We start from the raw sequence: 22,653 nt of genomic DNA, 5'->3' as shown, positions 1-22,653 counted from the left end.
TCGGCCGGCCACCACGTAGGCGTCCTGCATCCGTGAAGGGGACGAGCGGTTAACTTACGTGGTCCGAGCGTCCACGTCAAATCGCCGCTCTGGCACCTCCACGCGGGCTGTCGTGTCCACACCGTCAAGAACTTCATCCAGGTCGGAGACGTGTCTATTCCCCCGGTTCGTGCCGTCATCGTGGGACCAGGAGGAGGTCCGGAACGGCGCGGGGACGGGGATGGATCATCGCGGCCTTACGCTCTCCGTCACGACGGGAAGGACGGACCCCGGGGGACAGACGCGGAGCTCGCGCGGGGGAAGGCGGCGGCCGAAAGGGGCGCCTCTTTCTGGAACCGGTCCGGCGACCCCGCGGGCCGGCACCGGGTCAGGCCGGATCCGTAAGGAGGGCGTCCGTTTCTCGAAGTAGGCGCGGACGGCCTCGACCTGGTCTGGGCTGCCGCGCGTCCGGGGTTCTTCGAGGAACTGGCCGGCCAGGTCGTGGTCCGCCGCGCGGTTGAGCGGGCGTTCGGCGCCACGGCGGAGTGGAGGCTGCGGCAGGTCAGGTCACGGGGACGATCTTCGCCTCGGTGAGGCGGCCGTCGCGGATGTCGAGCAGGCCGATGGTTCCGTGGGGCTGCCGGCGCCGGTCGGTGGGCGATCCGGGATTGAAGATGCGGATGCCGTCGCCGGTCTCGTCCAGCGGGATGTGCGAATGCCCGAAGACGACGAGGTCGGCGGCGGGGAACCAGCGGCGCATCCGGGCGGTCCGGCCGCGGGCCTGGCCGCTGTCGTGGACCATGGCGACGGCCAGGCCGTCGAGGTCGAGTTCGAGGCGTTCGGGGGCGCCCCACGCGGCGACGTCGGGCCCGTCGTTGTTGCCGAGGACGGCGTGGACGGGCGCGTACCCGGCCAGTTCATCCAGGACGGACGCGGTGCACACGTCGCCGGCGTGCAGGATCACGTCCGCGCCGCGCAGGTGCTCGGCCACCCGCGGCGGGCACGACTTCCAGCGCCGGGGCGCATGGGTGTCGGAAATGGCCACCGCTCTCACGTCCGCCATTGTCCCGCACGGAGCAGAACGGACCGGATGCGGATCAGCATCGGTGATGTGCGCCTGTACTTCGACGTGGAGGGTGCCGGGCTCGTCCCCGATGGGCCGGGAATGGCCGAGCGGCCCGTGGTCGTGGCGCTGCGGTGGCGCTGACCGCGGCGCACCGGCATCGCGGTCGAATCCGCGGGATGGTGCTCGACAGCGTCATGCCCGGCCCGCACGAAGAGCGTCTCGGTGTCTTTGAACGGCTCGGGGGCGCGGAGGCCCGCGATATCGCGCGCCGCTACTGGGACGGCGAGGATGTCCAGGACGGCTGGGAGCGCGTCTGCCTTCCGCTGTACTCACGGCGTGCGGACGGCGACCCGGACGCGCAGGACAGGCTCGCCCGTATCCGCTGGAACCGCGACGTGATCGAGCTTTTCCGCCGCGCGCTCGCGGCCCGGTTCGACCCGTGGCCGCATCTGAACCGCGTGGTCTGCCCCACCCCGGTCATGAACGGCGGGGACGATCCCGTCGCCACCGTCTCGGCCGCCCGCCGCCTCGCCGCCGCGCTCCCGGACGGCGCCACTGAACTGCATGTCCTCCCCGGCACCGGGCACGGCGTCTTCCGCGAAGACCCCGACCGCGGCATCGAGCTGCGCCGCGGCGCGGGTCAGCACGGCACGGCCGCGGGTGTGACGGTTCGGGTCGTGATTCAGATCATGGCTTTCCGGTGGGTGATTTTGCCACGGCAGCACCCGGACTCCGGTGGGAAACAACTGTAAGCACGATGTCATTACCCAGGGCTGAACAGCGGAGTTAGGCTCGAATTCCTCGCGTTTCGTCCATAAGGATTCCGGCCGTACGCCCCCGGTCGTTCCGACACGGCGACCCAGCACCGCGAGGGCCAGTGAGGGCGGCCGGGCCCCGGGGTGGATGACCACTCCCTTGCACCGGCCCCGGGGTCCGGCCGCCTCTCCGCACCGCGCGGTCAGGGCAGGCCGGGAATCGGCGTGTTGAACGTCAGGAGCGCGGCGTCGCCGTCGCGGAGCCGGATCTCGGTCCGCGCGCAGTTGCCCAGTGCCGGGAAGCGCCGCCGGTAGTCCTTGAGCGGCATCCCCAGCAGCCGGCACAGCGCGAGCCGGATCACGGTGGCATGCGCGACGACGAGGATGCGGTCCCCGGTGTTCCGTCCGGCGATGTCGTGCAGGCAGTCGGTGAAGCGGGCCGCCGCCGCGGCCGGATCCTCGCCGCCCGGCAGATGGGCGCCGACGGGGTCGGCGAGGAACGCGCGCAGTTCGGTGGGGAACTTCCGCTCCATCTCGGCGCGCGTGAGGCCCTCGCCGTCCCCGAAGGCCAGTTCGCGGAGGCGCCGGTCGACCTGCGGCTCGGTGCCGACCGCCGCGGCGGACGGCGCGGCGGTCCTGCGGGCGCGCGACAGGTCCGAGCACCACACCGCGTCGGGACGGGCCGTCCCCGCCCACGCCGCCAGCGACCGCGCCTGTTCCAGCCCGCGCGAGGTCAGCGCGACGTCGCTGCTCCCGGCATACCGGTTCTCGGCGTGCCACTCGGTCTCCCCGTGCCGGACGAGGACGAGGCGCGTCATCGGCGCGGTGCCCCGCCCGTCGTGGGCAGGCCCGCGGCGCGCCAGGCGTGGAAGCCGCCGATGACGTCGGTCGCGCGGGTCAGGCCGAGGTCGTGCAGGGAGGCGGCGGCGAGGCTGGAGGTGTAGCCCTGCGAGCAGAACACGATGACCCGCACGTCGTGTCCGGTGGCCTCGGGCAGCCGGGAGCCGGAGGCCGGGTCGAAGCGCCATTCCAGGACGTTGCGTTCCACGATCAGCGCGCCGGGCACCTCGCCCTCGTCCGCCCGCTGGGCCGCCGGGCGGATGTCGACCAGGACCGCGCCGCCGCGCCACTCGGCGTGCGCCCGGCCGGGATCGAGGCGTTCCAGCCTGCCGCGCGCCTCGGCGAGGATCTCATCGATGGTGCGGGCCTCGGGGTTCAGCATGGCCGCCTCACGCGGTGGGCCGTGCTTCGGCCGGTGTGTGCGCTGTTCCCCCGGCCGGTCCCGCCGCCGCAGATTCGCTCATGGGGCAAACCTAGACGATCTACTCAATGGGCGGCTTCTGCCGACGACCTCAGCCGAGCTGGACGCCGAAGAACAGCGCGGCGAGTGCCCCGATCAGCCCGAGCGCTCCCCACACGGCGAGGCCGGCCTTGGACGTGGCCCGGGTGTGCAGGAACGCCGCCAGCCCCGATATCAGGACGAACACGAGCTTGACGTCGAGGGTCCGCTGCGCGGCGTCGCTCATGCCGGCCGCGGTGATGTTCCAGACGCCGGTGAGGACGAGGACGAGGAACGCCGGCCAGGCGATCATGTTGTAGCGGCGGGCGGTGATCTTGGTGAGGCCCTCGTATCCGCGCAGCACGGGGACGAGCGCGCCGAGCGTGATCTGGCCGCCGACCCAGATCGTCGCTGCGAGCACGTGCAGGAAGATCCGCACGTCGGCGGTGGTGAGGGCGAGCACGAGGTCCTCCAGGCGTGGTCGGGCGGTTCCCCGGGACGTTACCGCCCGGCCCGGCGGGGGCCTGCACCGCCCGGCGATTCGGGACCTTGGTCCCTAACGCCGAACCGCGCGGCCCCTCCACATTGGACCCATGCAGTTTGACCATAGCGGCCTGGAGATCCTCGAAGACGACGAGTGCCGCGCTCTACTGTCGCGCGCGGAGATCGGACGCATCGTCTTCACCCATCACGCGCTCCCCGCCGTGCAACCGGTCAACTTCGTCGTCGACGCCGGCGACATCGTGATCCGGACATCGCGGATGTCACGGCTGGCCAAGGCCGCCGCCGACACGATCGTGGCGTTCGAGATCGACGAGTTCGACGCCGATGCCCGGACGGGCTGGTCGGTGGTCGTGGTCGGGCCCGCCCGGCACGTCACCGATCCCGGCGACTCCAGCGCGCTGGAGGCCCTGCCGCTGCACACCTGGGCCCCCGGCGAACGCGACTACTTCATCCGGATCCGGCCCGAGCTGATCACCGGCCGGCGGATCAGCGGGTCGGTGACCGTTCCGTCCCCCTCATGACGGTTCTTCGGTGAGCACGTCCTCGACGGGGCGCCGGACGCTGGTCAGCTCCTCGGTGTCCGCGACGCCGAAGCGCAGCAACAGTTGCGGGTGCGCGTTGCCGCAGAACTTCGCGCCGATGAACGCGCGCAGCTCCGGGATCTGGAGCGCCTGGGTGTGGTACGCGGCCGACAGGTCGTGCTCGGCCGCGCGCAGCAGCACGCGCTCAAGTGCCTGCCCGGTCCGCAACCAGTCGCCGGGGGCGTCGCCCTCCGAGACGAGCAGCACCACGAGCCCGGTCAGGGTGATCCCGTCCTCGGGGCCGGTGTCCACACCCCACCCCTGGCCGCGGGCGAAGTCCCGGGCCGGGAAGTTCGGCACCGTCTGCGGCGGGCGTCGGGGGTAGGCGCCGTGCTGGACGCCGTCCTTGCGGGACGTCCCGGGCGCGGGCGCCCAGCGGGCCATCTCGGTGGCGTACGCGGGCGTGCGGCGCTGGACGTGCTCGCCCGCGGCCGTGAGCGCGGCGAGCGCGCCCTTGGTGTTGACGTCGACGGCCTGGACGAGCCGCGCGCCCTCCTGCTCGGCGGCGTGCCGGAGCGACATGAGCACGCCGGCGGGGACGGGGTCGGGCCGGAACCCGCCGCGGTGGCTGCGCCGCCGCTCGATCTGCGCGTGCTCGCGCAGGAGGTCGTCGTCGGGGGGCTCGCCGGGCGTCATCTCGACCTCGGCGAGCAGGTGCGGCAGGTCCGGGTCGGGCAGTATCCGGACGACCGGCGCATAGCCCATGGCGCGCAGCGAGAGCCGCAGGTTGTAGAGCGCGGCGCCGCAGCTGATCAGCATCTCCCGGCCCTGCGGGTCGGCGGTGTCCAGCCGGCGGTCGGGGTCGGCGCGCAGCGTGATCCGCGTCCCGCGGACACCGAACAGCCACGGCTGGGTGTTGTTCACCGACGGGGCGCGGATCGCGTCTTCGACGGCGCGCCGGGCATCGGCCGCCGTGCGGTCGACGTCCCCTGGCGTGATGGTGGTTCGCATGGTCGCTCCCCCCGCTGCGCTCTTTCGTTCCTCACCTCCACTTTCGGCCCGGCGGGTGGGCCCCCGGCAGGGGCGAAAGTCCGTTCCCGGATGGGACCTAGGGCGCCGGGCAACTGCCCTGACCAGGACGTTCGCCTCTTTCCGCCGCCACCCCGCAACGAGAACCCTGGTGCTATGGAACCTGTCGGAGAAGACCTGGAGATCCTCGGCCGCGAGGAGTGCGCGGCGCTGCTGCGGTCCGCGCCGGTCGGGCGCGTGGTCTATACCGATCAGGCCCTGCCCGCCATTCAGCCGGTCACCTTTGTCCTGGACGGCGACCCGGACGGCGACGGGGCCGTGATCATCCGCACCGCCCCCGGTTCGAAGTTCGACGCCGCGCTGCGCGGTGCCATCGTCGCGTTCGAGGTCGACGCGTTCGACTCGGCCGCCCGGACGGGCTGGTCGGTCACCGTGATCGGCCAGGCCCGCGCGGTGACGAACCCGGCGGAGATCGAGCGCATGGCCCGGCTGCCGCTGCGCCCCTGGGCGCCGGGGGCACGGAACAACTTCATCCGCGTCCCGCTGTGGCGGGTCAGCGGTCGCCGCATCGCGCCCGACCGCTGAGCGCACCGCCCGGCCGGCAGCGTCGGCCGGCACACGGATGACCAGTTCCGAAAGCTGTGGTAAACCCCACAGTGTTGATCACCACAGTATTGAATCGGAGTTTCGAATTCCGATTTAACTATGATTCATTCGTGTATCTGACTCAGTCCACCGATCTGGCACTGCGCGTGCTGATGCTGCTCGGGGCCCGGAACGAACGGCGGCCGGCGGCCGATCTCGCCGAGCACCTGCACGTGGCACCGCAGCACATGGCGAAGATCGTGCAGCGGCTGCGCGGGCACGGTCTCGTCAGGACGTCCCGCGGCCGGGGCGGTGGAGTCGTCCTCGCCGACGGGATTCTCGAACGGCCCGTGGGCGAGATCGTCCGGGCCCTGGAGGGACCCGGCGAGGCCGTCGACTGCGACCATCCGCCATGCCCGCTGCGCGGCGGCTGCCGGCTGCGCGGCGCGCTGCGGACGGCGCAGGAGGCGTTCCTCGCCTCGCTGAACCAGGTGCACCTCCGTGAGCTGGTGACCGATCCCCCGGAACCGGTCCTGCTCTCCCTGGCGCCGCCGGTGTCCGCGGCGGCGTCTCCCGCAGAGGAAGGCTTCTGATGCTCTCGTCCGACCACGCCGACATCGTGCGGGCCACACTGCCCGCCGTCGGCGCCCACGGTGCCACGATCACCGGCCGGTTCTACGCCGCGATGTTCGCCGCGCACCCCGAACTGCGGCACCTGTTCAACCAGGGCAACCAGGCGAACGGCGAGCAGCGGCGCGCCCTCGCCGGCTCGGTGGCCGCGTTCGCCGAGCACCTGGTGTCCCCCGCCTCGGACACGTCGTTCCAGCAGATGCTGTCGCGGATCGCGCACAAGCACGCCTCTCTCGGCGTCCGCCCCGAGCAGTACACGATCGTCGGGCGGCACCTGCTCGACGCGGTGGCCGACGTGCTCGGTGACGCGGTGACCCCGCAGGTGCACGCGGCCTGGTCCGAGGTGTACTGGCTGTTCGCGACGCTCCTCATCGCCGAGGAGGCCCGCCTCTACCGGGACGCGGAGTGCGACCCGGCGGCCCCGTACCGGCCGTGGCGGGTCGTGGAGCGGCGGGACGAGGGCGACGAGGCGGTCTCGCTCGTGCTGGTGCCCGCCGACGGCGGCGCGGTCCCCGCGCACCATCCCGGCCAGTACGTCTCGGTCGCCGTGACGCTGCCGGACGGCCTGCGCCAGCCCCGCCAGTACACGCTGTCGCGGGCGGCGGGCGACACGGCGCAGATCACGGTCCGGCGGGTGCGCGGCGACGGCGCCCCGGACGGCGCCGTCTCCAACCACCTCTTCGACACCGTCGCGGCCGGGGACGAACTGGAGCTGTCCCCGCCGTTCGGCGACGTCGTGCTGGACGGCGGCGAGGACCCGCTCGTCCTGATCAGCGCGGGGATCGGCATCACCCCGGCCGCCGCGATGATCGACCATCTGGCGACCGCGTCCCCGGACCGGCCGGTCCTCGCCGTCCACGCCGACCGGAGCCCGCGCACCCACGCGCTGCGCGAGCAGATCACCGAGGCGGGCGGCCGGATGGCCGGCTTCCGGCAGCTGACCTGGTACGAGGAGCCCGGCGACGCCGACCTCGGCGCGGAGGTCCGGCCGGGCCGGATCGACGTGGCCGAGCTGCCGCTGCCGGACAAGGCCCGGGTGTTCATGTGCGGCCCGCTGCCGTTCATGCGCGAGATCCGGCGGGGCCTGCTCGCCGCGGGCATCTCCGACGAGCGCATCCACTACGAGGTGTTCGGCCCCGACCTCTGGATCCGCTGAGACCTCTGGATCCGCTGACCGCGGCTCCGCACGAGAACGCTCCCACCCCCGGCGGGGGTGGGAGCGTTCTTCGTCTCGCGATGCGGCCTTACTGGACCCGCTCCCACCCCCTCGGGGTCTCGTGCATCCCCATGTGCTCGTCACGGCTGCGGTAGACGATGTAGGGACGGGTCAGGTACCCGATCGGCGCGGTGAGCATGTGCACCAGCCGCGTGAACGGCCAGATGCAGAACAGCGCCAGTGCGCTGAGCGCGTGCAGCTGGAACAGGATCGGTACGCCGGTCATCAGGTCCGGGTCGGGCTGGAGGTAGAAGACCGACCGGAACCACGGGGAGATCGTCTCCCGGTAGTTGTAGCCGTCGCCGATGATGTTGGCGGCGACCGTCGCGGCGAGCCCGAGCACGATGGTCCCGCCGAGGACCACGTACATCATCTTGTCGTTGCGGGTCGTCGCGAGGAACACCGGACCGACCGTCCGGCGCCGGTAGATGAGGATCGCCAGGCCGGCGAGGGTGCAGACCCCGGCGGTCGTGCCGAGCACCACGGCGACGATGTGGTACATGTCCTCGCTGATCCCGGCGGCCTCGGTCCAGCTGTCGGGGATCAGCAGCCCGCCGACGTGCCCGCCCGCGACGAGGAGGATGCCGAAGTGGAACAGCGGGCTGCCGATGCGCAGCAGCCGCCGCTCGTACAGCTGGGACGAGCGGGTCGTCCAGCCGAACTTGTCGTAGCGGTACCGCCAGATGTGCCCGAGGACGAACACCGCGATGGTGAGGTAGGGCAGGACGACCCAGAGCAGGGTGCCGGTGACGCCGGGGTCGCCGCCGCCCTCCGCGGCGGCGCCGGCGAGGACGGCGGGGGCGAGGCTGGTCATGAGCGGGCTCCAAGGACCGGATCGGGCAGGAAGACGGGCTGTCCGGCGGCGCCCGACGCGCCGGTCCCGTAGGGCGCGAGGCCGACCTCCTCCTCGGGCGGTCCCTCGGCGATGAGGCGGGCGATGGCCTCCTCGTTGCGGCCGGTCAGCGGCGGCAGCGTCGCCGAGATCGCCTCCAGGACGGCGGCCCACGGCGACTCCGACTCGGTGAGCGAGAGCCGCAGCAGTTCCAGGCCGGCGCGGTGTTCGAGCAGCAGCCGCCGCCCCTCCGCCGGGTTCCCGGCCGCGGCGAACTCCAGGACCACGGCCAGGTGGTCGGGCAGTTCCCCCTCGTCCAGGACGAGACCCGACGCCTCGTACGCCTGCTTGAACCGCAGCAGGGCCATGCCCCGCTTGCGGGTGTCGCCGTAGGCGTAGTACGTCAGGTACAGGCAGCAGCGCTTGCGGTAGTCGAACGTGGCGACGTAGTCGGCCGCGAGGTCCCGCGGCGGTGTCGCGTCCAGATGGTCGAGGAGGCGGCTCAGCGGCTCGGCGACGGACGCCGGCAGCCCCGCCACGGCCCGGCGCAGCAGCGGGCGCCGTTCCAGCAGTTCGTCGTCGGGGTAGCCGAGCAGCAGCGACGCCGCCTGCCAGGTGGTCGCCAGCGCGGTGTCGTCCAGGCCGGGGGGCCGGCCGATGGTCTTCATCTTCACGGTTTCGGCTCCGTTTCGGCGGCGCCCGAGGGGGCGGGCGGGTTGGTGCCGTCCGGCCCGGCGCCCGATTCGCCGTCCTTGCGCTCGGGGAACAGCCCGGCGGGAGCGCCCTTGCCGTCCCAGTTGAGCAGGTTGACGCGCTTGTGCTTGTCGGCCGGGTCGACCGGGTTGTCCGCCGTCTGCCGATCCCGCAGCATGTGGAAGTTCTCCACCGCGATCGGGTTCGGGCGTCCGGACGCCTCACCGAACGGGCCGGAGCCGCCGCCCGTCCCGGCGCCGCCCATCCCGGGGCCGCCCTCGTAGTTCAGGCTGCACTCGGTGGCCAGCTCCTCCAGGCTGTGCGCCTGCTCGGCGTGCGCGGTCGGGATCACGTACCGCTCGTCGTACTTGGCGAGCGCCAGCAGCCGGTACATGTCGTACATCGTCTCGCCGGTCATCCCGACGCCCGCGGGGATCGTTTCGTCGGGGTCGCGGCCGAGGTTGATGTCGCGCATGTAGGACCGCATCGCGGCCAGCCGGCGCAGGACCCCGTCCACGATCGCCGCGTCCCCGGCGGTGAACAGCTCCGCGAGGTACTCGACCGGGATGCGCAGCGCCTCGATCGCCGCGAACAGGTTGCCCCTGTCCTCGGCGTCGTACCCGGTGTCGCGGACGACGTCCACGACCGGCGACAGCGGCGGGATGTACCAGACCATCGGCATCGTCCGGTACTCCGGGTGCAGCGGCAGCGCCACCTTGTAGGTGTTGATGAGCGCGTAGATCGGGGACCGCTGCGCCGCCTCGATCCAGTCCTGCGGGATGCCCTCCCGCTGCGCCGCCGCGATGACCTCCGGGTCGTGCGGGTCGAGGAAGACGTTGCGCTGCGCCTCGTAGAGATCCTTGTCGTTGGGGGTGGCCGCGGCCTCCAGCACCTTGTCGGCGTCATAGAGCATCAGGCCGATGTAGCGGAGCCGTCCCACGCACGTCTCCGAGCACACCGTCGGGATGCCGACCTCGATGCGCGGGAAGCAGAACGTGCACTTCTCGGCCTTGCCGGTCCGGTGGTTGAAGTACATCTTCTTGTACGGGCAGCCGGACACGCACATCCGCCAGCCGCGGCACTTGTCCTGGTCGACGAGCACGATGCCGTCCTCGGTGCGCTTGTAGATCGCGCCGGAGGGGCAGGACGCCGCGCAGGCCGGGTTGAGGCAGTGCTCGCAGATCCGCGGCAGGTAGAACATGAAGGTCTTGTCGAACTCCATCTTCACCTTGTCGGAGATCTCCTTGAGCAGGACGTCCTTGTCGCCGTGCTCCACCGACCCGCCGAGGTTGTCGTCCCAGTTCGCCGACCAGGAGACCTTCATGTCCTTGCCCGACAGCAGCGACTTCGGCCGGGCGACCGGCGTGTGCTCCTGCAGCGGCGCGTTGGTGAGGGTCTCGTAGTCGTACGTCCAGGGCTCGTAGTAGTCGTCGATCCCCGGAAGCTTCGGGTTGGAGAAGATCGTCATCAGCTTGCGGAACCGGCCGCCGCCCTTGAGCACGAGCCGGCCGCGCCGGTTCAGCGTCCAGCCGCCGCGCCAGCGCTCCTGGTCCTCATACTGCCGGGGGTAGCCCTGGCCGGGCCGCGTCTCGACGTTGTTGAACCACACGTACTCGGTGCCGCTGCGGTTCGTCCACGCCTGCTTGCAGGTGACCGAGCAGGTGTGGCAGCCGATGCACTTGTCGAGGTTCATCACCATCGACATCTGCGCCATCACGCGCATTAGTACTGCACCTCCTGGGAGCGGCGGCGGATCACGGTGACCTCGTCGCGCTGGTTGCCGGTCGGTCCGAGGTAGTTGAACGCGAACGACAGCTGCGCGTACCCGCCGACGAGATGGCTCGGCTTGATCAGCAGCCGGGTCAGGGAGTTGTGGATGCCGCCGCGGCGGCCGGACGTCTCCGCGCGCGGGACGTCGATCAGCCTGTCCTGCGCGTGGTACATGTACACGGTGCCCTCGGGCATCCGGTGCGTGACGATCGCGCGGGCGACGACGACGCCGTTGCGGTTGACCGCCTCGATCCAGTCGTTGTCGCGGACGCCGATCTTGGCCGCGTCCACGCCGCTCATCCAGATCACCGGGCCGCCGCGCGACAGCGACAGCATGAACAGGTTGTCCTGGTACTCGGAGTGGATCGACCACTTGTTGTGCGGGGTGAGGTACCGGAGGGTCAGCCCCAGCTCACCGGTCTCGCCGAGTTCGGGTTCGCCGAACAGGGCGGACATGTTGAGCGGGGGCCGGAACGTCGGCATCTGCTCGCCCAGCTCCGCCATCCAGTCGTGGTCGAGGTAGAAGTGCTGCCGCCCGGTGAGGGTGTGCCAGGGCTTGAGGCGCTCGACGTTGATCGTGAACGGCGAGTAGCGGCGCCCGCCGCTCTCCGACCCCGACCACTCCGGGGAGGTGATGACCGGCACGGGACGGGCCTGGGTGTCGGCGAACGTGATCTGCTTGCCCTCGTGCTCGGCGGCCAGGTCCGCGAGCTTCGTGCCGGTGCGCCGCTCCATGGTGTGGAAGCCCTGGGTGGCCAGATGCCCGTTGGTCGTGCCGGAGAACGCGAGGATCATCTCGCAGGCGTGCACGTCCCGCCGCAGCGACGGGCGGCCGTCCGCCGGGCCGCCCCGCACCACGCCGTTCTTGTGCCGCAGGTACTCGACCTCCCGTTCGAGTTCGAAGGTGACGCCCTTGGTGGTCGCGCCGAGCCGCTCGGCGAGCGGGCCGAGCGCCATCATCTTCGCCGCGATCGCCGAGTAGTCGCGTTCGACCGTGACGAGCTTCGGCATCGTCACGCCGGGGACGGGCTCGCACTCGCCCTTCGCCCAGTCGAGGACGCGTCCGTGCGGGGTGGCCATCTCGTCCGGGGTGTCGTGCATCAGCGGCACGGCGACGACGTCCTTGCGGACGCCGAGGTGCCCCTCGGCGAGCCGGCTGAACGCGGCCGAGATGTCCTGGAAGGCCCGCCAGTCGCTGCGGGTCTGCCACGGCGGGCTGATCGCCGGGTTGAACGAGTGCACGAACGGGTGCATGTCGGTCGTGTTCAGGTCGTACTTCTCGTACCAGGTCGCCGCCGGCAGCACGATGTCGGAGTAGACGGTGGTGCTGGTCATCCGGAAGTCCAGCGACAGCAGCAGGTCGAGCTTGCCGGCCGGGGCCTCGTCCCGCCACACCACCTCCTGCGGCCGGGCGTGCGGCGGCGTCTCCTCCGCCCGGACGGCGTCGGCGGCGCCGAGCAGGTGCCTGAGGAAGTACTCGTTGCCCTTCGCGGACGAGCCGAGCAGGTTGGCCCGCCAGACCGTCAGGACGCGGGGGAAGTTCTCCGGTGCGTCGGGGTCCTGGCAGGCGAACTTCAGCCGGTCGGCCTTCAGCTCGTCCACGATGTACTCGCCGGCCTGCTTCCCGGCGGCCTCCGCCTCGTCGGCGAGGACCAGCGGGTTGCGGTTGAACGTCGGATAGGACGGCATCCAGCCGAGCCGGGCCGCCTGCGCGATCACGTCGGCGGTGGAGCGCCCGGCGAGCTGCCCGCCACCGGTCGCCGCCGACAGGGTGCCGGCGTCGAACTGGTCGTAGCGGAACTGGTCGGTGTGCAGGTACCAGAAGGCGGTGCCGATCATCTGCCGGGGCGGACGGGCCCAGTCCAGCCCGAACGCCAGCTGCGCCCACCCCGTCACCGGGCGGCACTTCTCCTGCCCGACGTAGTGCGCCCAGCCGCCGCCGTTCACGCCCTGCCCGCCGGTCAGCGTGGTCAGCGCGAGGAACGTCCGGTAGATGGTGTCGGAGTGGAACCAGTGGTTGGTGCCCGCCCCCATGATGATCATCGAGCGGCCGCGGGTCTCCTCGGCGTTCGCGGCGTACTCGCGTCCGATGCGCTCGGCGGCCTGCGCCGGGACGCCGGTGAAGGTCTCCTGCCACGCCGGGGTGCCGGGCTCGGACGCGTCGTCGTACCCGGTCGGCCAGGAACCGGGCAGCCCCTCCCGGCCGACCCCGTACTGGGCGAGCATCAGGTCGTACACGGTCGTGACCAGGTGGCCGCCGACCTCGCGGACCGGCACGCCCCGCCGGAGCGTTCCCGGCGCGCCGCCGAGGGTGTCGAACCGGGCCAGCTCGATCTCGACCGCCTCGCCGCCCGCCACCGACAGCAGCGGGTCGGCGTCGCCCAGGTCCAGGTTCCAGCGGCCCTTGCCGGACTCGCCGTACCGGAACCCCAGCGACCCGTTCGGGACGAGGGGGTGGCCGGTCGTCGCGTCCAGGATCACGGTCTTGAACGCGGCGTGCTCGGACTGCGCCTCGGCGCCCGGCAGGTCGGCGGCGGTGAGGAACTTGCCCGGGACGTAGGTGCCGTCGCGTTCCTCAAGCCGCACCAGGAACGGCAGGTCGCTGTAGCGCTTCACATAGTCGGTGAAGTACGGGACCTGCCGGTCGACGAAGAACTCCTTGAGGACGACGTGCCCCATGGCCATCGCCAGGGCGCCGTCGGTGCCCGGCTGGGCGGCGAGCCACTCGTCGGCGAACTTGACGTTGTCGGCGTAGTCGGGGGACACCGCGACGACCTTCTGGCCCCGGTAGCGGGCCTCGGTCATCCAGTGCGCGTCGGGCGTGCGGGTCACCGGCACATTGGAGCCCCACATGATGAGGTAGCCGGCGTCCCACCAGTCGCCCGACTCGGGGACGTCGGTCTGGTCGCCGAACACCTGCGGGGACGCCACCGGGAGGTCGGCGTACCAGTCGTAGAACGACAGCATCGTCCCGCCGAGCAGGGACACGAACCGGGCGCCCGACGCGTGCGACACCATCGACATCGCCGGGATCGGGGAGAATCCGGCGACCCGGTCCGGGCCGTACTCCTTGATGGTGTGGACGTGCGCGGCGGCGATCATCTCGGTCGCCTCGTCCCACGTGGCCCGGACGAGGCCGCCGCGTCCGCGCGCGTCCTTGTACGTGCGGGCCTTCTCCGGGTCGGAGACGATCTCGCGCCACGCCTCCACCGGGTCGCCCGTCCGGGCCTTGGCCTCCCGGTACATCTCCAGCAGGACGCCGCGGACGTAGGGGTACCGGACGCGCGTCGGCGAGTAGGTGTACCAGGAGAACGAGGCGCCCCGGGGGCAGCCGCGCGGTTCGTACTCGGGACGGTCGGGCCCGACCGACGGGTAGTCGGTCTGCTGCGCCTCCCAGGTGATGATGCCGTTCTTGACGTACACCTTCCAGGAGCACGACCCGGTGCAGTTCACCCCGTGGGTGGACCTCACCACCTTGTCGTGCGACCAGCGGTCCCGGTAGAAGGCGTCCGCCTCCCGGCCGCCCGTCTTGGTCATTGTCCGCAGGTCGGGCGAGACGCGCGCGCGGGTGAAGTACTTGCGCGTGCTCACCAGCGCGTCTTCCAGCGGGCCGTCCAATCCCGGGCGGCCGTCGGTCGAACTCAACTCGGATCCCTTCTTTCCACGCCGTCGGCGTGTCTCAGGCGGCCCGGCGGGTCGCCACGGCCCGCCGCACAACCGTCGCGGTGAAGATCGCGGCCGACCCGGCCACGACCGCGAGCAGCACCAGCCCGATGGTGTAGGAGCCGTAGCTGCCGTAGATGGACCCCATCACCAGCGGCGGGACGAACCCGCCGAGGCCGCCCGCCGCACCGACCACGCCGGTGACCGCGCCGACCTTGTTCGCCGGGGCGAGCATCGCCACCAGCGCGAACGTAGCACCGCTGCCGGCGCCGAGCGCCGCCGCCATCGCCAGGAACGCGATCGTGCCGAGCGGCATCAGCGGAGGCGCGGACGCCTGCACCGCCGCCCCCACCAGCGTCACCGCCAGCGAGACGAGCATCACCTGGGCCGCGCCGATCCGGTCGGACAGCCAGCCGCCAATGGGGCGCATCACCACGGCCAGCAGAACGAATCCCGCCATCCGGTTCGCCGCGTCCGTCTGTGACAGTCCGTACTCCGTCTTCAGATACGTGGGTAGATACACCGAGAACGCTACATAACCACCGAAGGCCACTGCATACAGAGCCGCCATCTCCCACGTGACGCCCAGCCGGACCGTCGCCGCCAGCCGCTTGGTGAGCGGCTCGGTCGGCGCGGTGTGTCCCGGCGCCTCCCGCAGCACGAACCACGCGGCCACCGCGTACAGCGCCAGCAGGATCGCCGTCAGCACGAACGGGAACTCCATCCCGAACTTGTCGGCCGCCTTGACGGTGGTCAGCGCGCTGATGGCGGTTCCGCCCATCCCCGCGCCGAAGATCCCGATCGCGAGCCCGCGCCGCTCCGGCGGGAACCATCCGTTCACGAACGGCACCCCGACCGCGAACGCCGTCCCCGCGATGCCGAGGAAGAAGCCTCCCACGAGCAGCGCCGTCAGTGACGAATGCCCGGCCAGTCCCAGATAGAGGACGGGCACGATCGTGAGCAACGACACCACCGGGAACATCACCCGGCCGCCGAACCGGTCGGTCAGCGCACCCACCGGGATCCGCCCGACCGACCCGACCACCACGGGCACCGCCACCAGCAGGGACTGCTCGAACGTTGTCAGCGCCAGCGAGTCCTTGAAGCGGGGCCCGAGCGGGCTCAGCAACGCCCACGCCCAGAAGTTCATCGCGAATCCGAGGGTGGCCATCACCAGCATGAGCATGGGCCGCCCGGTCCCGGCCCGCTCGGCTCCCGTGGGCCCGGGTTCGGGTTCCTGCTGTGTCTTAGGCATGTGCCGTACCATTTCCGATCGCTCCCAGCGCAATTCCGTTGGGCATTCCCCAGCCCCGACGGCGGTAACCATGATCGTGTTCCCCGTCGCCGCTACACACCCTCCCGGACCCCGCCACCCCCCATAAAGGGACCTTCGTCCCGACAACCACCCCCCAAAGACCCCCGCTGCCGAGCGCCCGGCCGGCGGCGGTACTACCGTCCATGGGGAGGAGTTCACGCGGGTCACGGCCGGTTTGGAGGGCGGGACGGTGGGCGATCGTCGCGAGATTGCGGAGGCGCTGCGGGAGGCCGGGGTGAGCGGGGTCGACGCGTCGGCGCTCGCGCGGGCCATGTACTCGTCCGACGCCTCGCTCTACCGGGTGCCTCCGGCGGTCGTGGTGACCCCCCGGGAGGTCGGCGAACTGCCGGTGGTGCTGGGGGTCTGCCGGGATCTCGGGGTCCCGCTGACGATGCGCGGCGCCGGGACCTCGATCGCGGGGAACGCGGTCGGGCCGGGGGTCGTGGTGGACGCCGGCCGGTATCTGAACCGGGTGCTGGAGATCGATCCGGACGCGGGGACGGCGCTGGTCGAGCCGGGCATCGTGCAGGCGCGGCTGCATCAGGTGGCGGCGCGGCACGGGCTGCGGTTCGGGCCCGATCCGTCCACCCGGACGCGGGCCACGCTCGGTGGGATGATCGGCAACAACGCGTGCGGGTCGCGGGCCCTCGGCTACGGGCGGACGAGCGACAACGTGCTGGGCCTCGACGTGGTGACCGGGTCCGGGGAGCGGCTCGGGCTCGGGGACGTGCCCGGGGGGCCCGCACGGAGCGGGCTTCTCGACCGGCTCCGGGGGCTGGTGGATGGGAACCTGGCGCTCATCCGGACGGAGTTCGGGAGGTTCGGGCGGCAGGTGTCGGGTTACTCGCTCGAACATCTGCTGCCGGAGAAGGGGTTCGATGTCGCCCGGGCCCTGGTGGGCAGCGAGGGGACGCTCGCGCTGACCCTGGCGGCGCGGGTGCGGATGGTGCGGGAGCCCGCGTACCGGGTGCTGGTCGTGCTGGGGTACGGGTCGATGGCGGAGGCCGCCGACGCCGTCCCGGCGATCCTGCCGCACGGGCCCGTGGCGTGCGAGGGGCTGGACTCGCGGATCACCGGGGTCGTGCGGGAGCGGCGGGGCGCCGGCGCGGTGCCGCCGCTGCCGGACGGGTCCGGGTGGCTGCTGGTGGAGCTGGCCGGACCGGAGCTCGGGGCACTGCGGGCCACGGCGCGCAGGGTCGCCGGCGAGTCCGGGTGCGTCGAGGCGATGACGGTCGAGGACATGGCGCTGGCCGAGGCGCTGTGGCGGATCCGCGAGGACGGGTCCGGGCTGGTCGCGCGCACGCCCGGCGGTGAGCAGGCCCACGCGGGGTGGGAGGACGCGGCCGTCCCGCCCGAGCGGCTCGGCGCCTATCTGCGGGAGTTCGAGGCGCTGCTCGGCGAGTACCGGTTCTTCGGCGTCCCGTACGGGCATTTCGGGGACGGCTGCATCCATGTGCGGATCGACTTCCCGCTCGGGCGGGCGGAGGGCGCGCGGCTCTTCCGGGACTTCCTGAACGAGGCGGCGGCGCTGGCCGCCCGGCACGGCGGCACCATGTCGGGCGAGCACGGAGACGGGCGGGCGCGCAGTGAGCTGCTGCCGCACATGTACTCGGCCGAGGCGCTGGCGTTGTGCTCGGCCGTCAAGGACGTCTTCGATCCCGATGACGTGCTGAACCGGGGGGTGATCGTCCGCCCGGCGCCCGTGGACGCCGATCTGCGGGCGGTGCGGCTCATCCCGATGAGGCGGGGGCTCGGTCTCGCCTACCGGGACGATCGCGGCGATCTGGCGCGAGCCGTGCACCGGTGTACCGGGGTGGGCAAATGCCGCGCCGACAGCACGGCGGCGGGCGGTGTCATGTGCCCCTCCTACCTCGCCACCCGGGAGGAGAAGGACTCCACGCGCGGGCGTGCGCGGGTCCTTCAGGAGGTCGTCAGCGGGGGCCTCGGGCCGGACGGCTGGCGGTCCGAAGCGCTGCACGACGTCCTCGACCTGTGCCTTGCGTGCAAGGGGTGCGCGTCCGACTGCCCGACCGGCGTCGACATGGCGTCCTACAAGGCCGAGGCGCTGCACCGGCGGTACCGCGGGAGGATCCGGCCCCGCTCCCACTACGCGCTGGGGTGGCTGCCGCGCTGGACGCGGCTCGCGGCGAAGGCGCCCGCGATGCTCCGGGTCATGACCGCGGCGACCCGGTCGCGTGCCCTGAAACCGCTGGTCGCCTGGGGCGCGGGGATCGACCGGCGGCGGACGCTTCCGCCGCTCGCGCCCGAGACGTTCCGGCGCTGGTTCGCCTCCCACCGCAGCCCGGAGGGACGCAACGGCGACGTCGTCCTGTTCGTGGACACCTTCACCGACGCGTTCTCGCCGGAGGTCGGCAAGGCGACCGTGAAGGTGCTGGAGCACGCCGGTTACCGGGTGACGGTGACCGGACGTCCGGTGTGCTGCGGGATCACGTGGATCTCGACCGGCCAGCTGGACGGGGCGCGCGCGCAGGCCGGGCGGACCGTCCGCGCGCTGCTCCCCCATGTGCGCCGCGGCGCGAAGGTCGTCGGCATGGAGCCGTCCTGCACGGGGGTGCTGCGGTCGGACGCGGAGGAGCTGCTGCGGGGCGTGGACGCCGCCGCCGCGCGGGAGGTGGCCGCCGCGACCCGCACCCTTGCCGAGCTGCTCGCCGAGACCGGCGACTGGACGCCACCCGACCTGTCCGGTGTGTCCGGGATCGCGCAGCCGCACTGCCACCACCACGCCGTCATGGGCTGGACGAAGGACGCCGCCCTGCTGGAGAAGGCGGGCGCGCGGGTCGGCGGGCTCGGCGGCTGCTGCGGGCTCGCCGGGAACTTCGGCGTCGAGAAGGGGCATCACGAGGTGTCGGTCGCGGTCGCCGAGACCCAACTGCTCCCGGCCGTCCGCAAGACCGGGGAGGACGAGGTCGTCCTGGCCGACGGGTTCAGTTGCCGCACCCAGCTGAGCGACCTGGCGCACCGCGACGGAGAGCACCTGGCCCAGCTCCTGGCCCGCCACCTCCCGGACGGCTGACCGCGACGGCTGACCGCGTCAGCGCGCGCCCTGGAGGGTACGGGAGAGGGTGAGCGCGGCGGTGTGCACGGCCGGGGCCACCGCGGCCAGCCGCATCTTCGTCGCCCATCCCGACACCGACAGCGCGCCGAGCGCCAGGCCGTCCGGGCCGAGGACGGGGCTCGCCGCGCACACGATCCCGGCACCGGACTCCTCCCGGTCGTAGGCGACGCCCTCGCGGTGGATCCGCTCCAGTTCCCTCGCGAGCAGCCCCGGCGCGGTGACGCTGCGCTCACTGGCCTTGACCAGGCCGGACTCCAGGACGGCCTGCACCGCCTCCGGCGGGGAGAACGCCAGGATCGCCTTGCCGACCCCGGTCACGTGCGCGGGCAGCCGGCCGCCGACCTTGGACGGCAGCCGGGGCCCGCCGGAGGAGCCGAGGATCTCCACGTAGACGACCTCGGCGCCCTCCAGCACCGCGAGATGGACGGTCTGCCGGGTCGCCTCCCGCAGGTCCGACATGGACGGGACGGCCGCGTCCCGCAGCACCCGCTGGCGCGGCACCCGCTGCCCGATCTCGAACAGCTTCAGCCCGAGCCGCACCCGCGGCCCGTCCCGCTCCAGGAGGCCGGCCTCGGCGAGCTCCAGGGCGATGCGGTGGGCGGTCGACTTCGGCAGGCCGCTGCGGCGGGCCAGTTCGGCGGCGCCGAGGCCGTCGTCGTCGGCCCGGAACGCGGTGAGCACCGCGACGGCGCGGCGCAGGAAGCTGTCGTCGGACGGCATGGAAGAAGTGTCCCACCACGCGGGACGCGCGCGTTGCCCGCCGTGGCCGCGGCGGGAGAGGCTCGGCCACGGCAGACAACGAAAGGACGGCCCAATGGATCCGGGTTCCGTGGAGAAGGCCGCGGCGGCGCTGCTCGACGCGTACGCGACCGGCACTCCCATCTCGCCGCTGACGAAGGACCATCCGGACATGTCGGTGGCCGACGCCTACGCGGTCCAGCTCGCCCAGGTCGAGGCGTGGACCGCCGCCGGCGCGCGGATCAAGGGCCACAAGGTCGGGCTGACCTCGGCCGCGATGCAGCGCCAGATGGGGGTGAACCAGCCGGACTTCGGTGTCCTGCTGGACACGATGTTCCTGCAGGACAGCGCCCCGATCGACACCGGCCGGTTCCTGCAGCCGCGGATCGAGCCGGAGATCGCGTTCGTGCTCGGCCGGCCGCTGGCCGGGCCGGGCGCGACCGCCGCCGACGCCGTCGCGGCCGTCGAGTACGTGCTGCCGGCGCTGGAGGTCATCGACTCGCGCATCGCGGACTGGAAGATCACGCTGCCGGACACGATCGCCGACAACGCCTCCAGCGGCGGCGTCGTGCTCGGTACCCGCCCGGTCCGGCTGGACGACCAGGACCTGTCGCTGATGGGCTGCCTGCTGCGCCGCGACGGCGACCTGATCGACACCGGCGCGGGCGGCGCGGTGCTGGGCTCGCCGATCAACGCGCTGGTCTGGCTGGCCAACGTGCTCGGCGAGCGCGGCGTGACGCTGGAGGCGGGGCACGTGGTGCTGCCCGGTTCGATCACCGCGGCCGTGCCGGTCGCGCCCGGGGAGACCCTGACGGCGACGTTCGCCGGGATCGGTTCGGTGACCGCCCGGTTCGGAAAGGAGGAGCTGACATGAGCGAAGCGGACCGGGGGGCGCGGGAGACCGTCCCCTCGCCGGGAGCCGGGCGCAGGCTGAGCGCCGCGATCGTCGGCCCCGGCAACATCGGCACGGACCTGCTGGTCAAGCTGATGCGCAGCGAGCTGATCGACGTCCACTCGGTGGTCGGGGTGATCCCCGGGTCGGACGGGCTGGAGCGCGCCCGCAAGATGGGCGTCGAGGCGTCGGCGGAGGGCGTCGACTGGCTGCTGAAGCAGCCGACGCTGCCCGACCTCGTGTTCGAGTCGACGTCGGCGAAGGCGCATCTCGCCAACGCCCCCCGCTACGAAGAGGCCGGGATCACCGCGATCGACCTGACGCCGGCCGCGACGGGCCCGCTCGTGTGCCCGCCGGTGAACCTGGACACGCTGTCGGACGCCCCGAACCTCAACATGATCACGTGCGGGGGGCAGGCGACGATCCCGATCGTGCACGCGGTGTCGTCCGTCGTCCCGGTGCCGTACGCGGAGATCGTCGCGTCGATCGCGTCCCGCTCCGCCGGCCCCGGCACCCGCGCGAACATCGACGAGTTCACCCAGACCACGGCCCGCGCGATCGAGAAGGTCGGCGGTGCCGGGCGGGGCAAGGCGATCATCATCCTGAACCCGGTCGACCCGCCGATGATCATGCGGGACACGGTGTTCTGCGCGATCCCGCCGGACGCCGACACGGGGGCGATCCAGGAGTCGGTCGAGAAGATGGTGGCCGAGGTCGCCGTGTACGTCCCCGGCTACACGCTGCGGGCCGAGCCGCAGTTCGACGGGCCCCGCGACATCTGGAACGGGATGGCCCGCGTCGCGGTGTTCCTGGAGGTCCGCGGCAACGGCGACTACCTGCCGCCGTGGGCCGGCAACCTCGACATCATGACCGCGGCAGCCGCCCGGGTCGGCGAGCAGATCGCGCGCAGGAAGGCCACCTCATGACCGAGAAGACCGCTGAGAAGATCCGGATCACCGACTCGACGCTGCGCGACGGCAGCCACGCGATGGCCCACCGCTTCACCGAGGAGCAGGTCCGCGGTGTCGTGCACGCGCTGGACGCGGCCGGGGTGGAGGTCATCGAGGTCACGCACGGCGACGGCCTCGGCGGCTCGTCCTTCAACTACGGCTTCTCGCTGGAGGACGACGTCAAGCTCGTCGCCGCCGCCGTGGACGAGGCGACCCGGGCGAAGATCGCGGTGCTGATGCTGCCGGGCGTCGGCACGGTCGAGGATCTGAAGCTGGCGCATGACGCGGGCGCCGCCGTGGCGCGGATCGCGACGCACTGCACCGAGGCGGACGTGTCGCTGCAGCACTTCGCCGCCGCCCGGGACCTCGGCATGGAGACCGTCGGGTTCCTGATGATGGCGCACCGGGTCGAGCCGGACGTCCTGGCGAAGCAGGCCCGGATCATGGTGGACGGCGGCGCGCAGTGCGTCTACGTCGTCGACTCGGCGGGCGCGCTCGTCCTCGGCGACGCGCAGGAGCGGATCAGCGCGGTCGTCAAGGAGATCGGGCACGAGGCGCAGGTCGGGTTCCACGGCCACCAGAACCTGTCGCTGGGCGTCGCGAACTCCGTGCTGGCGCAGCAGAACGGCGCCCTGCAGATCGACGGGGCGCTGTGCGCGCTCGGCGCGGGGGCGGGCAACTCCCCGACCGAGGTCCTGGTCCCGACGTTCGAGCGGCTCGGCGTCCCGACGGGCGTGGACGTGCAGGGCGTGATGGCCGCCGCCGACGAGGTGGTGAAGCCGTTCCTGCACCGGCTGCCGTTCGCGGACCGCGGCGCGATCACGCAGGGGTACGCGGGCGTGTACTCCAGCTTCCTGCTGCACGCCGAGCGGGCGGCGGAGCGCTACGAGGTCCCGGCGCACGAGATCCTGCAGAAGGTCGGCGAGGCCGGCTACGTGGGCGGCCAGGAAGACATGATCATCGACGTGGCGCTGCAGCTGCGCGCGGAGCGCGAACGCGCGTCGTAGGGCGGCCCTGCACGAGGGGGCTCACGTCCGGGTCTTCCCGGAGGGCGCGGGGGCCGTTGCGAACGGCCGCCGCGCCCTTACCCGGACGCGGGGGAATGATGCCCGAACCCGGCCCTACCATGATCTTTGCACGGTGCAAGGGTTGGGATAGCT

At 72.2% G+C, this 22,653-nt stretch carries 20 protein-coding genes; 9 read left to right on the top strand and 11 right to left on the bottom strand.

Features of this window, described 5'->3' with window-relative positions; all coding sequences use genetic code 11:
* Positions 1-541: 541 nt before the first annotated feature.
* The gene (locus tag AF1_RS04015) at positions 542-1,042 is read right to left on the bottom strand and encodes a metallophosphoesterase family protein (protein ID WP_084262426.1); all 501 of its coding nucleotides are present in this window, start codon (positions 1,040-1,042) and stop codon (positions 542-544) included.
* Between the two features lie 179 nt (positions 1,043-1,221).
* Here AF1_RS04015 and AF1_RS04010 point away from each other — a divergent pair, with 179 nt between their 5' ends.
* Positions 1,222-1,797, top strand: a complete 576-nt coding sequence (locus AF1_RS04010) for an alpha/beta fold hydrolase (protein ID WP_242608885.1) — start codon at positions 1,222-1,224, stop codon at positions 1,795-1,797.
* Positions 1,798-2,003: 206 nt separating this feature from the next.
* Here AF1_RS04010 and AF1_RS04005 read toward each other — a convergent pair whose 3' ends face one another.
* From AF1_RS04005 to AF1_RS03995, 3 genes are all read right to left on the bottom strand, one after another.
* The gene (locus AF1_RS04005; RefSeq protein ID WP_067793619.1) at positions 2,004-2,618 is read right to left on the bottom strand and encodes a histidine phosphatase family protein; all 615 of its coding nucleotides are present in this window, start codon (positions 2,616-2,618) and stop codon (positions 2,004-2,006) included.
* Positions 2,615-3,022, bottom strand: coding sequence for a rhodanese-like domain-containing protein (locus AF1_RS04000; protein WP_067793618.1), 408 nt, complete (start codon positions 3,020-3,022; stop codon positions 2,615-2,617). The genes AF1_RS04005 and AF1_RS04000 overlap by 4 nt, the downstream gene beginning before the upstream one ends.
* Before the next feature lie 130 nt (positions 3,023-3,152).
* A complete protein-coding gene (locus AF1_RS03995; protein WP_067793617.1) occupies positions 3,153-3,542 on the bottom strand; it encodes a hypothetical protein in 390 nt (129 codons plus the stop codon).
* Between the two features lie 130 nt (positions 3,543-3,672).
* On the opposite strand from AF1_RS03995, the gene AF1_RS03990 reads away from it, so the two are divergent.
* Complete coding sequence (locus tag AF1_RS03990) at positions 3,673-4,104, top strand: pyridoxamine 5'-phosphate oxidase family protein (protein ID WP_067793616.1); 432 nt, start codon at positions 3,673-3,675, stop codon at positions 4,102-4,104.
* On the opposite strand, the gene AF1_RS03985 is transcribed toward AF1_RS03990, so the two are convergent.
* A complete protein-coding gene (locus AF1_RS03985; RefSeq protein ID WP_067793615.1) occupies positions 4,099-5,115 on the bottom strand; it encodes an Acg family FMN-binding oxidoreductase in 1,017 nt (338 codons plus the stop codon). The genes AF1_RS03990 and AF1_RS03985 overlap by 6 nt on opposite strands.
* A 174-nt stretch (positions 5,116-5,289) precedes the next feature.
* On the opposite strand from AF1_RS03985, the gene AF1_RS03980 reads away from it, so the two are divergent.
* The 3 genes from AF1_RS03980 (at position 5,290) to AF1_RS03970 (ending at position 7,504) form a co-directional block, all read left to right on the top strand.
* Entirely contained in the window at positions 5,290-5,718 is a 429-nt protein-coding gene (locus AF1_RS03980) for a pyridoxamine 5'-phosphate oxidase family protein (RefSeq protein ID WP_067793614.1), read from the top strand.
* A gap of 131 nt (positions 5,719-5,849) precedes the next feature.
* Positions 5,850-6,311 carry an RrF2 family transcriptional regulator gene (locus AF1_RS03975; protein ID WP_067793613.1) on the top strand — a complete coding sequence of 154 codons (462 nt, stop codon included), beginning with the start codon at positions 5,850-5,852 and terminating at the stop codon, positions 6,309-6,311.
* Positions 6,311-7,504: a globin domain-containing protein gene (locus AF1_RS03970; protein ID WP_067793612.1), complete on the top strand. Its 1,194-nt coding sequence runs from the start codon at positions 6,311-6,313 to the stop codon at positions 7,502-7,504. The genes AF1_RS03975 and AF1_RS03970 overlap by 1 nt, the downstream gene beginning before the upstream one ends.
* 88 nt (positions 7,505-7,592) lie before the next feature.
* Here the strand turns inward: AF1_RS03970 and narI are convergent, their stop codons facing one another.
* From narI to AF1_RS03945, 5 genes are read right to left on the bottom strand one after another with little or no spacing between them, the layout of a single operon-like run.
* On the bottom strand, positions 7,593-8,378 hold the full coding sequence (narI, locus tag AF1_RS03965; RefSeq protein ID WP_084262425.1) for a respiratory nitrate reductase subunit gamma: 786 nt from the start codon (positions 8,376-8,378) through the stop codon (positions 7,593-7,595).
* A complete protein-coding gene (gene narJ, locus AF1_RS03960; RefSeq protein ID WP_067793632.1) occupies positions 8,375-9,064 on the bottom strand; it encodes a nitrate reductase molybdenum cofactor assembly chaperone in 690 nt (229 codons plus the stop codon). The genes narI and narJ overlap by 4 nt, the downstream gene beginning before the upstream one ends.
* A 2-nt stretch (positions 9,065-9,066) precedes the next feature.
* Positions 9,067-10,812, bottom strand: a complete 1,746-nt coding sequence (gene narH, locus AF1_RS03955; protein WP_067793611.1) for a nitrate reductase subunit beta — start codon at positions 10,810-10,812, stop codon at positions 9,067-9,069.
* Positions 10,812-14,504 carry a nitrate reductase subunit alpha gene (locus AF1_RS03950; RefSeq protein WP_084262424.1) on the bottom strand — a complete coding sequence of 1,231 codons (3,693 nt, stop codon included), beginning with the start codon at positions 14,502-14,504 and terminating at the stop codon, positions 10,812-10,814. The genes narH and AF1_RS03950 overlap by 1 nt, the downstream gene beginning before the upstream one ends.
* Before the next feature lie 34 nt (positions 14,505-14,538).
* Positions 14,539-15,777, bottom strand: coding sequence for a nitrate/nitrite transporter (locus AF1_RS03945; protein WP_067793609.1), 1,239 nt, complete (start codon positions 15,775-15,777; stop codon positions 14,539-14,541).
* Between the two features lie 331 nt (positions 15,778-16,108).
* Here AF1_RS03945 and AF1_RS03940 point away from each other — a divergent pair, with 331 nt between their 5' ends.
* Positions 16,109-18,871, top strand: coding sequence for an FAD-binding and (Fe-S)-binding domain-containing protein (locus AF1_RS03940; RefSeq protein WP_084262432.1), 2,763 nt, complete (start codon positions 16,109-16,111; stop codon positions 18,869-18,871).
* An 18-nt stretch (positions 18,872-18,889) separates the two neighbouring features.
* Here the strand turns inward: AF1_RS03940 and AF1_RS03935 are convergent, their stop codons facing one another.
* Complete coding sequence (locus AF1_RS03935) at positions 18,890-19,633, bottom strand: IclR family transcriptional regulator (protein WP_067793607.1); 744 nt, start codon at positions 19,631-19,633, stop codon at positions 18,890-18,892.
* 94 nt (positions 19,634-19,727) lie between these two features.
* Between AF1_RS03935 and AF1_RS03930 the strand changes: the two genes are divergently transcribed.
* Genes AF1_RS03930 through dmpG form a run of 3 tightly spaced genes read left to right on the top strand, consistent with a single transcriptional unit; the run spans position 19,728 to position 22,500 of the window.
* Positions 19,728-20,525: a 2-keto-4-pentenoate hydratase gene (locus AF1_RS03930; protein ID WP_067793606.1), complete on the top strand. Its 798-nt coding sequence runs from the start codon at positions 19,728-19,730 to the stop codon at positions 20,523-20,525.
* Positions 20,522-21,469: an acetaldehyde dehydrogenase (acetylating) gene (locus tag AF1_RS03925; protein WP_084262423.1), complete on the top strand. Its 948-nt coding sequence runs from the start codon at positions 20,522-20,524 to the stop codon at positions 21,467-21,469. The genes AF1_RS03930 and AF1_RS03925 overlap by 4 nt, the downstream gene beginning before the upstream one ends.
* A complete protein-coding gene (gene dmpG, locus AF1_RS03920; RefSeq protein ID WP_067793605.1) occupies positions 21,466-22,500 on the top strand; it encodes a 4-hydroxy-2-oxovalerate aldolase in 1,035 nt (344 codons plus the stop codon). The genes AF1_RS03925 and dmpG overlap by 4 nt, the downstream gene beginning before the upstream one ends.
* Positions 22,501-22,653: the final 153 nt, after the last annotated feature.

The sequence above is a fragment of the Actinomadura formosensis NBRC 14204 genome (genome assembly GCF_001552155.1).
Classification (GTDB): Bacteria; Actinomycetota; Actinomycetes; order Streptosporangiales; family Streptosporangiaceae; genus Spirillospora; species Spirillospora formosensis.
This window is presented reverse-complemented; position numbering and strand designations above follow the sequence as displayed.